The 13,908-nt window shown below is 69.2% G+C and carries 12 protein-coding genes and 1 pseudogene; 3 read left to right on the plus strand and 10 right to left on the minus strand.

Features of this window, described 5'->3' with window-relative positions; all coding sequences use genetic code 11:
* Both VI480_RS06745 and VI480_RS06750 read right to left on the minus strand, forming a co-directional pair.
* Positions 1-1,019 (minus strand): fatty acid--CoA ligase family protein (locus VI480_RS06745; RefSeq protein ID WP_323672061.1); only part of this gene is annotated, 1,019 nt, incomplete at its 3' end.
* Positions 1,020-1,035: 16 nt separating this feature from the next.
* The gene (locus VI480_RS06750; RefSeq protein WP_323672062.1) at positions 1,036-1,242 is read right to left on the minus strand and encodes a hypothetical protein; all 207 of its coding nucleotides are present in this window, start codon (positions 1,240-1,242) and stop codon (positions 1,036-1,038) included.
* A gap of 91 nt (positions 1,243-1,333) precedes the next feature.
* On the opposite strand from VI480_RS06750, the gene mtnA reads away from it, so the two are divergent.
* Entirely contained in the window at positions 1,334-2,458 is a 1,125-nt protein-coding gene (gene mtnA, locus VI480_RS06755; protein ID WP_323672063.1) for an S-methyl-5-thioribose-1-phosphate isomerase, read from the plus strand.
* A complete protein-coding gene (locus tag VI480_RS06760; protein WP_323672064.1) occupies positions 2,452-4,506 on the plus strand; it encodes a bifunctional aldolase/short-chain dehydrogenase in 2,055 nt (684 codons plus the stop codon). Before mtnA ends, VI480_RS06760 begins: the two co-directional genes overlap by 7 nt.
* Here the strand turns inward: VI480_RS06760 and VI480_RS06765 are convergent.
* The 6 genes and pseudogenes from VI480_RS06765 to VI480_RS15645 form a co-directional block, all read right to left on the minus strand.
* Entirely contained in the window at positions 4,503-6,152 is a 1,650-nt protein-coding gene (locus VI480_RS06765; protein WP_323672065.1) for an ABC transporter ATP-binding protein, read from the minus strand. The genes VI480_RS06760 and VI480_RS06765 overlap by 4 nt on opposite strands.
* The gene (locus VI480_RS06770; protein WP_323672066.1) at positions 6,149-7,198 is read right to left on the minus strand and encodes an ABC transporter permease; all 1,050 of its coding nucleotides are present in this window, start codon (positions 7,196-7,198) and stop codon (positions 6,149-6,151) included. Before VI480_RS06770 ends, VI480_RS06765 begins: the two co-directional genes overlap by 4 nt.
* The gene (locus VI480_RS06775) at positions 7,195-8,349 is read right to left on the minus strand and encodes an ABC transporter permease (RefSeq protein ID WP_323672093.1); all 1,155 of its coding nucleotides are present in this window, start codon (positions 8,347-8,349) and stop codon (positions 7,195-7,197) included. Before VI480_RS06775 ends, VI480_RS06770 begins: the two co-directional genes overlap by 4 nt.
* Positions 8,350-8,411: 62 nt before the next feature.
* A complete protein-coding gene (locus VI480_RS06780; RefSeq protein WP_323672067.1) occupies positions 8,412-9,491 on the minus strand; it encodes a BMP family ABC transporter substrate-binding protein in 1,080 nt (359 codons plus the stop codon).
* Between the two features lie 145 nt (positions 9,492-9,636).
* Entirely contained in the window at positions 9,637-10,071 is a 435-nt protein-coding gene (gene mce / locus VI480_RS06785) for a methylmalonyl-CoA epimerase (RefSeq protein WP_323672068.1), read from the minus strand.
* Positions 10,068-11,344: pseudogene (locus VI480_RS15645) on the minus strand (zinc-binding dehydrogenase). Before VI480_RS15645 ends, mce begins: the two are co-directional and overlap by 4 nt.
* A gap of 160 nt (positions 11,345-11,504) precedes the next feature.
* On the opposite strand from VI480_RS15645, the gene VI480_RS06805 reads away from it, so the two are divergent.
* Complete coding sequence (locus VI480_RS06805) at positions 11,505-12,701, plus strand: acetyl-CoA C-acetyltransferase (protein ID WP_323672070.1); 1,197 nt, start codon at positions 11,505-11,507, stop codon at positions 12,699-12,701.
* A 61-nt stretch (positions 12,702-12,762) separates the two neighbouring features.
* Here the strand turns inward: VI480_RS06805 and VI480_RS06810 are convergent, their stop codons facing one another.
* Both VI480_RS06810 and recR read right to left on the minus strand, forming a co-directional pair.
* Positions 12,763-13,152, minus strand: a complete 390-nt coding sequence (locus VI480_RS06810; protein WP_323672071.1) for a hypothetical protein — start codon at positions 13,150-13,152, stop codon at positions 12,763-12,765.
* Positions 13,153-13,244: 92 nt separating this feature from the next.
* Positions 13,245-13,838, minus strand: a complete 594-nt coding sequence (gene recR, locus VI480_RS06815; protein WP_416246660.1) for a recombination mediator RecR — start codon at positions 13,836-13,838, stop codon at positions 13,245-13,247.
* Between the last annotated feature and the right edge of the window lie 70 nt (positions 13,839-13,908).

Raw genomic sequence — 13,908 nt, forward strand, 5'->3', positions numbered from 1 at the left:
CAGTAGGCGGGGAGGTGCTCTTTGACGGCGTCGCGGAGTGCCTCTAGGTCGGGGGGCTGGGCGTGGTTGGTGGGGACGATGACGGCGGTGACGGCTTGGCCCCATTCGGAGTTGGGGCGGCCTACTACTGCTACTTCGGCGATGCCGGGCAGGTCGGCGAGGATCCGTTCTACTGCTACTGGCCAGACTTTTTCGGCGCCGGTGGTGATCATGTCGTCGACTCTTCCGAATACTGTGAGCTGGCCTTCTTCTGACAGGGCGCCGGCGTCACCGGTGGGGAACCAGCCGTCGTCGGTTCGGGGATCTGAGTTGTCGCGGTAGCAGCGCAGCAGCATCGGGCAGCGGAGCTGCACCTCGTCGTTCCGGATGCGCAGCTCGACGCCCTCGAGCGGCCAGCCTTCGTACACCACGCCGCTGAAGGTCTCGGTCATGCCGTAGGTGGCGACGGTGTTCGCGGGGCGTTGAGCGGGCATGGCGGAGCCGCCGAGCAGGATCGCCCGGAAGTCCGACGGGTCGATGCGAGCGAGGGCGGTGGGCACCAGCGAGGTGAGCGTTGCGCCCTGGCGGGCGGCCGCCTCGACAGCAGCGGCATCGAAACCATCGTGAACGTCTACGGGGGTGTCGGTCAGCTGTGCTCGTACCACCACGGCCAGCCCGCCGACGTGGGCGAGGGGCAGGCATGCCAGCCAACGGTCGGTGCTGGGGTCGACCGCCAGCGCGGAGCTCGTGGCCATGGCGTTGGCCTCGATGGCGCTGTGGGTGAGCACCGCGCCTTTCGGCTCGCCGGTACTGCCGCTGGTGGCCACGACCAGCGCATCCCCCGATTCGGTCGGCCAGCCGCCACGGCGGCGGTGACGGCCGGTGCTGTCCACCACGACGCTGGCGCCCATGCGCTCGACGAGTGACTGCTGGGCCCCGCCGGGAAGCCGCTGATCGACCGGCAGCACCGCGTCGCCGGCCTCCCAGACGCGCTGCAGTTCGGCGACGAACCGCTCGCCGCCCGCCAGCGCCAGCGCCACCAGTCGATTCAGGTATTCAGCCCTGTCGCTTGTTGATGTCAGCCACCGCGTCGATCAGCGAATTGTTGACCGTGGTCAGTTCCTCGAAGCGTTGATCGACCTTCTGTTCCATCTGATCCATGCGTTCGTCCACATGGTCGAAGCGCGTATCGACGCGGTCGAAGCGGTCGCCAATCTGGCTGAACATCTCGTTCAGGAAGTCCCGTGTCTCGTCCGGTGTCACGACCGCTCTCCTCGTGTCGGGACAAGGTACTTGGCTGCATCGCGAACTCACTGCCAATTTTGCCGCACGTGGGCGCGAGACTGTCGGCTGCATGGAAACGGCAGCCATTACGCCGACGCTGCGCTGGACGGGCGACAGCATCGAGATCATCGATCAGACGCGGCTGCCGGCCGAGTTGGTGCTGCTCGATGTGCGTGATGTGGCCAGTGCCGTGGATGCCATCGGGCGGCTTGCCATCCGGGGGGCGCCCGCGCTCGGTGCGTTCGGGGCGCTTGCGCTGGTTGTCGGCGTCGACGAGGCGCAACCCGACTCGCTGGACGCGGCACGCGAGTTGCTCGAGCGGTTGCGGCACGAGATCGGCGACGCCCGCCCGACGGCGGTGAACCTGCGGTGGGCAGTGGATCGCACGATCGATGCTGCGCTCGCCGCCCAAGAGCTCATCAGCGCGAGCACCGACAGCGACAACGGCAGTGCAGGCAGCGTTGCCGAACTGCGGCGGCGGCTGCTGGATGAGGCCTTGGCCATCGGCGCCGAAGACGCGAAGGCATGCGCCGAGATCGGTCGGCTCGGGCGTGAGGTGCTCGCGGAGGCCACGGTGATCGCGACGCACTGCAACGCAGGGCGCTTGGCAACCGCGGGCATCGGAACAGCGCTGGCCGCGTTCTATGCGAAGGCTGCTGCCGGTGAGCCGGTGCGCGTGCTGGCGGCAGAGTCGCGCCCGCTCCTGCAGGGTGCCCGTCTCACAGCGTGGGAGCTGGCCGACGCGGGCATCGACGTATCGGTCGTACCCGACGGTGCCATGGCATCGCTCATCGCAGAAGGCGAGGTGGACGCCGTGATCGTGGGCGCGGACCGCATCGCTGCCAACGGCGACACTGCCAACAAGGTGGGCACGCTGGCCCACGCTCTGGCTGCCGCCGATGCGGGCATCGGCTTCTACGTCGCGGCGCCGACCACGACCATCGACGCGGCTGTGCCATCGGGCAACCGCATCGTCATCGAGCAGCGGAGCCCCGATGAGGTTCATCACGCCGGCGGGCAGCGTCTGACGCCGGAAGATGCGAAGGCCGTCAATCCGGCATTCGACGTGACTCCTGCGCGCCTGATCACGGCGATCATCACCGACGCAGGCGTGCTGCGACCGCCGTACGGCGAATCCATTGCCCAAGCGTTGGCCGAGGTCGAACCAGCCGGATCGGGGACGGGCCGGTGCTGAATCGCTGGGATGCCGACGAGGCGACGCGCTGGACCGAGCTGGGCGACCTCGGCGAGATCACCTACGGATCGCGCCTGGTGGGCGCCGATCCGGCGCTGGTGCTGCACGGCGGCGGCAACACGTCCATTAAGGGCCGCAGCACCGACGCCTGGGGCGAACCGGTGCCGACGCTGTGGGTCAAGGGCAGCGGCTGGGATCTCGCAACCATCGAACCGCCCGGTTTCGCGCCGCTGCGCTTGGAGCCCGTCCGGCGCCTGGCGGAGCTGGCGGAGCTGAGCGACACCGAGATGGTGAACCAGCTGCGGATCCACCTGCTCGACGCCAGCGCCCCGAACCCGTCGGTGGAAGCGATCCTGCATGCGCTGCTGCCTCACCGGGCGGTGCTGCACAGCCACGCCGATGCCGTGCTGGCACTCACCAATACCGCAGAAGGCGACGCGCGGGTGCGTGACCTGTGGGGCGACCGGGCCGTCGTGGTGCCCTACGTGATGCCCGGCTTCGATCTGGCCCGCCGCTGCGCGGACGAATGGCAGGCGCAGGCCCACGACGGCACCGAAGCGATGGTCCTGCTGAACCACGGCATCTTCACCTTCGGCGAGACGGCGCGCCAGGCGTATGACTCCATGATCGATCGGATCAGCGAGGCCGAGCAGTGCCTTGCAGAAGGGGGTGTCACCTCATTCGGCGAGATCGATGCGAATGCGGCCGGGGGGCGCAGCACACATCGCGTCAGCCTCGACGCAGTGAAGACGGTGGCGGAGCTGCGGACCGCGGTCTCGGCCGCAGCAGGCGCGCCGATGCTGCTGCGAGCCGTGCGTGACGACCGGGCTGACGCGTTCTGCGCCCGCGACGACTTGGCATCGGTGGCATGCCGCGGGCCAGCCACGCCCGATCACATCATTCGCACGAAGCAATTTCCCATGGTGGGCCGCGATGTCGCTGCTTTCGTCGGGAGCTACCGCTCCTACTTCGAGCGCAATACCGACCGTCATGCCGAGGGCGAACGGCTCACGATGCTGGACACGGCACCGCGTGTGATCCTCGACCCCGATCTCGGGCTGTGGACCGTTGGGCGGCGCGCAGTCGACTGCGACATCGCCGCGGACATCTACCGGCACACCATCGACGTGATCAACGCCGCCGAGACTCTCGGGGGCTACGTCGCGCTCGGCGAAGCCGACCTGTTCGACGTGGAGTACTGGGAGCTCGAGCAGGCGAAGCTGGCACGGGCCGGCGCGCCGGCAGGTTTGGCCGGCCAGGTGGCGCTGGTGACCGGCGCTGCTTCGGGCATCGGACAGGCCGCAGCCGCGGCGCTGGCCTCAGCCGGGGCGGCAGTGGTCGGCATCGATATCGACGCCGGTATCACGCACGAAGATGGCGGCGACAGCGATCGGCCGTCATCACTGCACGGTTCGGCGTGGCTCGGCATCGAGGCAGATGTCACCGATGCCGACGCAATGACCGAAGCGGTTGCCGACGCAGTCGAGCGCTTCGGCGGCATCGACATCGTGGTAGCGGCGGCCGGCATCTTCGGTCCGTCGGCGCCGCTGGAAGAGCTCGTTGATGACTCCGGCCTCGGCACGGCATGGCAGCAGATATTCGACATCAACGTGAGCGGCGCGGCCAACACCCTCGCCGCGGCTCATCGGGTGATGCGGCACTCGCCGGCGGGAGGTCGTGTTGTCATCGTTGGTTCGAAGAACGTGCCCGCACCCGGCAAAGGCGCAGCGGCCTACTCGGCATCGAAGGCGGCGCTGACGCAGCTCGCGCGCGTGGCGGCGCTTGAATGGGCGCCCGACGGCATCACCGTCAACGTCGTGCATCCCGACGGCGTGTTCGACACGGGGCTGTGGTCGGACGAGCTCATCGCCCAGCGCGCCGTCAGCTACGGGCTGACTCCCGAGCAGTACCGGAGGCGCAACCTGCTCGGCCGCGAACTGGCGTCAGCCGACGTCGGCGCGCTGATCGCCCAGATGTGCGGCCCCGCGTTCGCGCACACCACCGGTGCCCAGATCCCCCAGGACGGCGGCAGCGATCGAGTTGTCTAGCCGCCGGCTACTGAGCTTTCTGTGCCGGGTGCCGCGCCGGCCATGAGGAGGCCGATCTCCTCGCGGGTGGCGGTGCGGGGGTCGACCGTGGCCACGATGCGGCCCTCGTACATGACGACGACCCGGTCGCTGAGTGCCAGCACCTCGTCGAGCTCGGCCGACACCAGCAGCACGGCCGTGCCCTCGTCGCGACGCTCGCGGATGCGGTGCCAGATGAACTCGATGGCACCGATGTCGATGCCGCGGGTGGGCTGCGCCGCGATCAACAGATCGATCTCGTCGGAGAACTCGCGGCCCACGATGAGCTTCTGCTTGTTGCCGCCCGACAGGCTGTCGGCCGGCGACTCCACGTCCGGCGTGCGCACGTCGAAGGTGGCCACCACATCGCGGGCGTGCGAGTCGATGCGGTCGCGCCGCAGCATGCCGCCGGCTGCGAAGGGCCGCTTGAAGTAGCGGTTCAGGACAGAGTTGTCGGCCACGGAGTAGGAGCCGATGAGGCCGTGCTTGGCCCGGTCCTCGGGGATGTGCCCCACGCCGATCACCGTGACCTGGCGCGGCCGGGCACCCGACGCGTCCCGGTCGCTGATCGACACGGTGCCGGCCGTGGCGTGGCGCAGGCCGGTGATGGCTTCCACCAGCTCCCGCTGGCCGTTGCCCTCCACGCCGGCGACCCCCACGATCTCGCCGGCGCGCACCTCGAGCGACAGCTCGTCGACGGCACGCTGACCGCGGTCGTCATCGGCGCAGAGGCCAGCGATGTCGAGCACCACGGGCCGCTCGCCAGCCTCGGCGATCGGGGTTTCGTCGCTGGGGGCAGCCGGCGTCGAGACTGCCGACCCGACGCCGGTGGCGCCCGATTCGAACCGGTCGCCGTGCAGATCCACCGCGCGGCCCACCATCAGCTCCGCCAGTGCCGCCTCGCTGGTCTGCGCGGGCGTGGTGGTGCCCACCACCTTGCCCTCGCGCAGCACGACGATGTCGTCGGCTGCGGCCATGACCTCGCGCAGCTTGTGGGTGATGAACACGATGCCCACGCCTTGGGCGGTCAGGCCACGCAGCACATCGAGCAGGTGGTCGGTCTCCTGCGGGGTGAGCACTGCGGTCGGCTCGTCGGCGATCAGCACCCTCGCATCGCGGTACAGGGCCTTGAGGATCTCGACCCGCTGCTGTGCCCCGACCGGCAGGTCCTCCACTGCTGCATCGGGGTCGACATGGAGCCCGAACCGGTCTGCCAATTCCAGCACGCGGCGGCGCGCCTGGGTCACGTCGATCATGCCGAGCTTGCGCGGCTCGGCCCCGAGCACGATGTTGCGCACCACGCTCATCGGCGGCACGAGCTGGAAGTGCTGGTGCACCATGCCGACGCCGCGGGCGATGGCGTCGTGCGGGCTCGACAGCTCCACGTTCTCGTCGGCAATCACGACCTGGCCCGCATCGGGGCGGTGCAGGCCGAAGAGCACGTTGACGAGGGTGCTCTTTCCCGCGCCGTTCTCGCCCAGCAGCGCCAGGATCCGCCCGGGCCGCAGCTCGACCGAGACGTCGTCGTTGGCCACGACCGGGCCGAAGCGTTTGGTGATCCCGTGTCCGGCCAGCAGCACCTCGGGCTCGGCCTGCGAAACGGCAGCCTCGGCGGTCGCAACCATCATCTGACCTCGTAGGGCTGGCCCAGCGCGGCCGGGTCGCGCATGCGGCCGAACAGGCCTGCCGCGGCCACCACGATGATCGTGACCACGAACGGCAGCATCCCCACGAACTGCGCCGGGATGTCGAACGTGTCGTTGAGCTGGAACTGGCCTTGCAGTGCCGTCGTGAAGCCGAAGAACAGTGCCGCCGCGTAGGCGCCCAGCGGGGTGCGGCGACCGAAGATCATCACGGCCAACGCCAGGAAGCCCCGCCCGCCAGACATCGCCCGGGTGAATGTGCCCACCGATTCCAGCGCCAAGTACGCGCCGCCGAGGCCGGCCAAGCCGCCCGCCAGCGTCACGTTCCAGTAGCGCAGCCGGATCACATCGATGCCCACGGTGGCCGCGGCACCGGGGTGCTCGCCGATAGCAGTCGTGCGCATTCCCCACACCGAGCGCAGCAGCAGCACGTGGAGCACCACGACCAGCACGAGCGCCAAGTACGTCAGCGGCGGGCGGTTGAACAGCGCCGTGCCCACGACGGGCAGATCGGCGAGCGGGCCGAGCTCGATCGACTGATACTTCGGCTGGCCCAGCGAACGCCCCCGGTCGTAGAAGAACGAGGTCAGGCCTAGTGCCGCGATATTCAGGACCGTGCCGGCGATGATCTGATCGGTTCGCAGCCCGACCGACATCGCAGCGAGCATCCAGCCCATCGCCAGGCCAGTGCTGACGCCCGCGACAACACCCAGGAACAGCGATCCCGACATCGACGCGACGGTGAACGCCGTGAACGCCGACATCAGGAACTGGCCTTCGATGCCGATGTTCACGATGCCCGAGCGCTCGCCGATCATCCCGCACATCGCGCCCAGCACCAGCAGGGTGGCGGCGCGCACGGTGCCCCCGAGCACTGCTGTGGTCTGCGCCCCGTCCCAGGCGTAGAAGCCCCACACGCACGCCACCAGCACGACGGCCCCCGCCACCGACCACATGCGCTGCGGCGACCAGCCCCGCACGCCGGCAACTCCCGACGCCGTCGCCAGATCCGGGCCGACGCCGGCGGTCATCGGCCCCACCCCGCACCGAGCGTCAGGCGTCGATCCGGCGCATCGGGCCGATCACGCAGCCGCAGCAGCCAGCGCACGATCAACGGCGCCGCCACGAACAGCAGGATCAGCGCCTGGATCACGTCGATGATCTCGGGCGCAACCCCCGACTCGAACTGCATCTTGGCGGCGCCCGCTTCCATCATGCCCACTAGCAGGCCGGCAGGAATGACGGCAATGGGGTTGGTGCGGGCCAGCAGCGCAATCGTGATGCCCTCGAAGCCAAGGCCCACATTCACACCGGCCTCGAAACGGCCGTCGACGCCGAGCGACTCGATGGCTCCGCCGAGGCCGGCCAGCAGTCCCGCCACGGCCATCGTCGACGCCATGATCCAGCCCACTGAGATGCCCGCGTAGCGGGCGGCGTGACGGTTCGCCCCCACGCTGCGCACCTCGAAGCCGTAGGTGGTGCGCTCCAGGATGAACCAGCAGGCGAATGCGGCGATCACCGCCAGCACGAAGCCTGCCGGCAGCCATCCCCACGTGGGGATCTCCGCCGACGGCTCCACCAGCGGGGTCCGGGCGATGATGTTGGAGCCTGATCGGTCTTGCCAGGGATTCGCCGCCAGCCAGTCGGTGAGATTGCCGGCCACGAAGTTGAGCATGATCGTGACGATCACTTCGTGGGCACCCGACGTGGCTTTCAGCACCCCGGCGATGGCGCCCCATGCGGCGCCCGCAGCAGCACCGACCAGCAGCGCCAGCGGGAGATGCACCACCAGCGGCACGCCCTCGAGCCCGAAGCCCACGCCCGCGGCGAATGCTGCGCCGACCAGCAGCTGGCCCTGCCCGCCGATGTTGAACAGGCCCGCCTTGAAGGCGAAGGCAACGGCCAGGCCGCCGAAGACGAGCGGCGTCGCCTTCTGCAGGGTGCGCAGCAGCGCGTCGGCGTCGCCCGCCCCGCCGAGCACCAGCGCGCTGTACGCGCTGGAGACCGAGTGCCCCTGTACCGCGATGAGCACGGCACCGAGCAGCAGCCCCAGCACCACCGAGGCCACGGGGACCGCCGCAGCGCGCAGGATCGTGCGCGTCGAACTGCGCCGAGCATCGCTGGCGCCGCCGGACGCCTCAGGCTGCTGCGCAGGAGCGGGCGCCGCTGGGCCGGCGGGCATGCTCACCGTCGGGTGAGGTGCCCGCGGCCCACGGCGCCCAGCTCAACTCGTGCGGCGTCCGATCAGCCCGGCGGCCATCCGGTGTCGATCTCGCCGGCGTTCAGGCCGGCAAGAACGTCGGCGAGCGTGGCCCGCATGTCGTCGGTGACGATGCCATCGAAGTCATGGAACGGTGCCAGACCGACCTCGCCGAGGAAATTGCCCCCGGCAAAGCTGCCGTCGTGCGCTGCTGCGATCAAGTCAGCCACGCCCGGGGTGATGAGCTTCATTGCGCTCGTCACCAAGCAGGGCCGTGCCTCGGGCACCGTGTTCCACTGATCGGTATCGACGCCGACGCAGTAGGCGCCTTCCTGCGAGGCAATCTCGATGAGCGCTCCGTTGCCGGTGGCACCGCCTGCGCCGAAGATGATGTCCGCGCCCTGGTCGAGCGCCTGGCGGGCGGTGGCCGCACCCCAGTCCGGGTCGCCGAAGGCCACGTCAAGACCGCCGGGGTGATATGTCGAGATCGTCTGCACGTCTGGGTTGGTGTAGCGCGCACCGTGCTCCCAGCCTTCCTTGAAGGCCACGACGGGCGGCACCAGATCGGTGCCCAGCACGGCACCCACGATGTTGCTCTCGGTGAGCATGCCGGCGAGCGCGCCGGCCAGGAATCCCGACTGGTCCTCAGGGAAGATCAGCCCGGCCAAGTTGGGCAGCGCCTCGGCCTGGAACTGGTCGACGCCGATGAAATAGATGCCGGGGTTGGCCTGTGCGGCAGCAATGGTGGCATCGCCGAGGCCGAATCCGACCGTGATGATGACATCGACGCCGTCTTCGATGAACAGACCGATGTTGTTCTCGTAGTCCTTGGCTTCCTCGGTCTCGATGTAGTTCGCCTCGGCGCCCAGCGCAGCGGCAGCTTGCTCCGCACCTTCCCATGCCGACTGGTTGAAGCTCTTGTCGTCCACCTTGCCGGTGTCGGTGACGAGCCCGATCTTGAACGGCTCAGCGTCGTCCATGTCGTCGGCCGGCTCTTCGGCCGCGGCTGTCGTCGCCGGTGCCGCAGCGGTGGTTGCCGCAGGCTCATCGCTGCCGGTGCATGCCGCGGCGAACACCGCCAGCACAGCGAACACGATCGCGAATCGTCTCGTGAGTACGGTCATTGGTTCCTCCCTGAGCGCAGGCGGCGGGAAGCGTCTCGTGCGCCCGCGCCCTACACGGGCGAGCCTAGAGGCAGCGCCGATACGCGAACCTCCCCGCTAGCGAGCCCGTTGCTTCCCGCTCTTGTTCGCTTCGCTCACGGGCCGCTCAGGCCCCGGCTTCGCCTGCCGGCTCAGCCTCTGGTTCCTCCACGAGTTCCACAAGGGTGCCGAGATTGCCTTTCGGGTGAACGAAGGCGACCGTGGTGCCGCGCGAGCCCGGCCGGGGCGCGGTGTCGATGGGCACGGCACCCGCGTCGATCATGGCCTCGAGGGCGGCAGCGCAGTCGTCCACGCGGTATCCGACATGGTGCAAGCCCTCGCCCCGGCGCTCCAGGAACTTGGCGATCGGCGAATCGGGACGGGTTGCGGCGGTGAGCTGGATGTAGCTGTCGGCCACCTTGATCAGGGCCTCTTCCACGCCGTCAGAGTCGACGACTTCCCGGTGGGCCACCTCGGCTCCGAACGCCTCGCTGTAGTACGCGACGGCGGCGTCCAGGTCGTTCACGGCAATAGCGACGTGATCGATCTCGGTCAGGATCATCGGGCTGCCCCTTCAGCGGTTTCCAGCGAGGCCGCGTGACGGGCGAACAGCGTGATGCGGTCTTCGCCGATGCGTTCACGCTTGTCGGGATCGGTGATGCCCTGACCCGGCTCGGAGGCCAGGCACAGCACGCCGAGCTTGCCTTCATGCAGGTTGTGGTGAACCTGCCAGGCGGCCAGGCCCGTGTCGTCGAGCGTGAACGTCTTGGACAGGATCGGCTGGATGCGCCCCTGGTCGATCAGGCGATTCATGGCCCACGCCTCGGCGTAGTTGGCGAAGTGGCTCGACACGATCCGCTTCAGCTTCATCCACAGATGCCGGTTGTCGTACTCGATCATGTACCCGCTGGTGGCGGCGCAGGTCACGACGGTGCCGCCCCGCTTGGCGGCGAACACCGATGCACCCATGGTGGAGCGGCCCGGGTGCTCGAACACGATGTCGGGATCGTCGCCGATGAGGCCGCGCACCTTCTTGCCGAAGCGCCGCCATTCGCCTTCGTCCTGGGTGTGGTCGTCGCTCCAGAACCGGTAGCCCTCGGCACTCCGGTCGATGACGTGCTCGACGCCGAGCTGGCCGAGCAGCTCGGCCTTGTCGGGCGAGCTGACCACGCCGATGGGCACGCCGCCGCCGTTGAGCACGAGCTGGCAGGCGTAGCCGCCCAGCCCGCCGGTGGCCCCCCAGACGCCCACGACAGGTGCGCCGGCTTGGGCATGAGCTGGTTGGCCTTGACGATGGTGAGGTCTGCCAGTCCGCCGAAGTTGCTCTCGAAGCCCCAGATCCGCTGGTTGGAGGCCTTCATCGAGTCTTCGTGGGCGGCAGGATCCTGATCGTCGACGTAGTTGCAGTGAACGACCACCCGGTCACCAGGGCGCCAATTGCGCACCGCCGAACCGCACTGCAGCACAACTCCGGAGGCGTCTGAGCCGAGCACGTGGTAGTCGAGCGCATGTCGGGCACCCCAGCGGCTCTCCCGGCCCAGCCGGTCCAGGAAGCCGAACGTGGGCAGCGGCTCGAAGATCGAGGTCCACACGGTGTTGAAGTTGATGGCGCTGGCCATCACCGCCATGTACACCTCGTCGGGCGCGAGCTCGGGCGTGGCGACCTCGCCGATGTGGGTGGCCTCGCGGGGGTCCTTGTCGGCCGAGGCCCGGCCTTCGAACATCGTCTGCTCGTCGCGTACCACATAAGCAGCCCTGAAGCTCTCCGGTATGGGCATGGCCTCGAGTTCGGGGCCCGATGCGCCGGCGGCGATGGCATCTGCGAACTGCTTCACGGGGCCGAACGCTAACGGTGCGAGAGAGCTGCGAGTTCCACTTTCTTGCACGGCGCAGCCGGTGCTCGGGCAGCCTCACAGGCCGTTTCGTACACTCGCCGTGCACAGATCGGTCGCCTAGCCCGTGGGCCGGGGCGTCGGTGCAGACGAGGGGGTTGCAATGGCTCGTGGTGCAAGGGCTGGTTCGGTCATCGTCGGGGGCGCACGCACGCCGATCGGCAAGTTCAACGGCGGGCTGGCCGGCTTGACCGGCGCGCAGCTCGGCGGCATTGCGATCGAAGGAGCACTGGAGCGATCCCACGTCTCGGCCGGCGATGTCGACTACGTGGTGATGGGACAGGTGCTGCAGGCCGGTCAGGGGCAGATCACGGCCCGGCAGGCTGCGACCCATGCCGGCATCTCCATGGAAGTGCCGGCCATCACCATCAACAAGGTGTGCCTGTCGGGTCTGAACGCGATCTACATGGCCGACCAGATGATCGCAGCCGGTGACGCCGACGTGGTCGTGGCCGGCGGCATGGAGTCGATGACCAATGCGCCCTACCTGCTGCCGGACGGCCGCAACGGCATGCGCATGGGCTCAGGTGCGGTGCTCGACGCGATGATCCACGACGGCCTGTGGTGCGCCTTCGACGACGGTCACATGGGCGACGGCACCGAGCGGGATGCGGCCAGTGCGGGGATCTCGCGCAGCGCGATGGACGAGTATTCCGCCCAGTCGCACGAGCGCGCGGCGGCAGCGCAGAAGGACGGCCGCTTCGATGACGAGATCGTGGCCGTCAGCATCCCCCAGCGCCGCGGCGAGCCGCTGACGGTGCTCGACGACGAGGGCATCCGGCCCGGCACGACGCCCGAGAGCCTGTCCGGCCTGCGGCCGGCGTTCGCATCCGACGGTGCGGTCACGGCCGGCAATGCATCGCAGATCTCCGACGGCGGCTGCGCACTGGTGGTCATGTCGCCCGAGGCGGCTGCCGAGCGCGGCATCGAGCCGCTGGCCGAAGTCGTGTCGTACGGCATGGTTGCGGGGCCCGACACTTGCCTGCTGCACCAGCCGGCGAATGCGATCCGCCGTGCGCTCGACCGCACTGACCTCGACGTGTCCGACCTGTCGCTGTTCGAGATCAACGAGGCCTTCGCTGCGGTAGCCGTGGCGTCGACGGAGGACCTAGGCGTGGCACCGGAGATCGTGAACCCAAACGGCGGTGCGGTGGCGCTCGGCCATCCCATCGGCATGTCCGGTGCTCGTCTGGCACTCACCCTCGCCAGCGAACTGCGCCGCCGCGGCGGCGGCCTTGGTGCAGCGGCGCTGTGCGGAGGCGGCGGCCAAGGCGATGCCGTCATCCTGCGGGTTGCATAGCCGCCCAGTCCAGTCGATCCCACCTCACCGACGCTTCGCAACGGCAGGGGCGCGAGCCGGATCAGGCGGCCTCGGGTCGGGCGAGCACTTCGGTGGCGACACAGAGCGGCCAGAGCGCGGCTTGCACGGCATCGCTGACCGCGGCAGCGTCAGCGGCGGGAACCTCCAAGTAGATGCGGGTCGCGCTGAGCAGCTCGGTCAGCCGTGCGAACGGAGCCGGGTCGACCAGCATCGCACCGACCACGGCCGCTGGCGCGGTGGCGATCGCCAGCAGCACCCCGCAAGGATCGACGAACACCGCAGCGACGCCTCGCGGCGACGCGCCAGCGCTGAGGCACAGTGCTCGGGCGTGGCACGGCCCCGCCACCATCACACGTTCGGCAGGCGACGGACGGAACACCGCAACCGGCAAGTCGTGTGATGTTCGGTTGTGGGGATCGAAGGCAGCCATGGCACTCCTTGGGAGTGCAGGCCGCCGGGGAAGTGCCCGCCGGACCGTAGGCAGGCACGGCTCACCCGTCCAGCGATTTACCGGCTGGGTTGCTAGGGCGTGAGGGTGCGGCGGTTGCTCAGGGCTCGTTCGAGCGTGAGCTCGTCGGCGTATTCGAGGTCGCCGCCGACGGGCAGGCCGCTGGCGAGCCGGGTCACCTGCACGCCGAGCGGCTCGAGCTGGCGCGCGAGATACATGGCGGTCGTGTCGCCCTCGATGTTCGGGTTGGTGCACACGATCAGCTCGGCGACCGACTCGCTGTCGAGGCGGGCGAGCAGCTCGCGGATGCGCAGCTGCTCGGGCCCGATGCCTTCGAGCGGGTTCAGGGCGCCGCCGAGCACGTGGTAGCGGCCCCGGAAGCCCGCCTTCTCCATTGCCACCACATCCCGCGGCTCCTCCACCACGCAGATCATCCCGTTGGCCCGCGCCGGGTCGGCACAGGTGGGGCATGGGTCGGTCTCGCTGAGGTTCCAGCACTGGCTGCAGAAACCCACCCGGTCCTTCGCTGCAGTGATGGCTGCGGCGAGGCGGTGAGCGTCGGCAGCCGGCCGCTTGAGCAGCCAGAACGTGATGCGCTGGGCGCCCTTGGGGCCGATGCCGGGCAGGCGGCTGAGTTCGTCTAGGCGAGCCCGCTGCGGAGGCGGCAGGACCCTCAGCGACCAGCGATCCAGCAGGTCGCAACGTCGCAGAGTCCCCTGCCGCCTCCGCAGCTATGGC

The sequence above is a fragment of the Candidatus Poriferisodalis multihospitum genome, from assembly GCF_028283155.1.
Lineage (GTDB): Bacteria > Actinomycetota > Acidimicrobiia > Acidimicrobiales > Poriferisodalaceae > Poriferisodalis > Poriferisodalis multihospitum.

Bases quoted from the DNA above. Each gene is read 5' to 3' on its own strand.
- mtnA (WP_323672063.1), top strand. From the start codon at position 1,334: ATGGAAACGGCAGCCATTACGCCGACGCTGCGCTGGACGGGCGACAGC.
- VI480_RS06765 (WP_323672065.1), bottom strand. From the start codon at position 6,152: ATGATGGTTGCGACCGCCGAGGCTGCCGTTTCGCAGGCCGAGCCCGAG.
- VI480_RS06770 (WP_323672066.1), bottom strand. From the start codon at position 7,198: ATGACCGCCGGCGTCGGCCCGGATCTGGCGACGGCGTCGGGAGTTGCC.
- VI480_RS06775 (WP_323672093.1), bottom strand. From the start codon at position 8,349: ATGCCCGCCGGCCCAGCGGCGCCCGCTCCTGCGCAGCAGCCTGAGGCG.
- VI480_RS06780 (WP_323672067.1), bottom strand. From the start codon at position 9,491: ATGACCGTACTCACGAGACGATTCGCGATCGTGTTCGCTGTGCTGGCG.
- mce (WP_323672068.1), bottom strand. From the start codon at position 10,071: ATGATCCTGACCGAGATCGATCACGTCGCTATTGCCGTGAACGACCTG.
- VI480_RS06805 (WP_323672070.1), top strand. From the start codon at position 11,505: ATGGCTCGTGGTGCAAGGGCTGGTTCGGTCATCGTCGGGGGCGCACGC.
- VI480_RS06810 (WP_323672071.1), bottom strand. From the start codon at position 13,152: ATGGCTGCCTTCGATCCCCACAACCGAACATCACACGACTTGCCGGTT.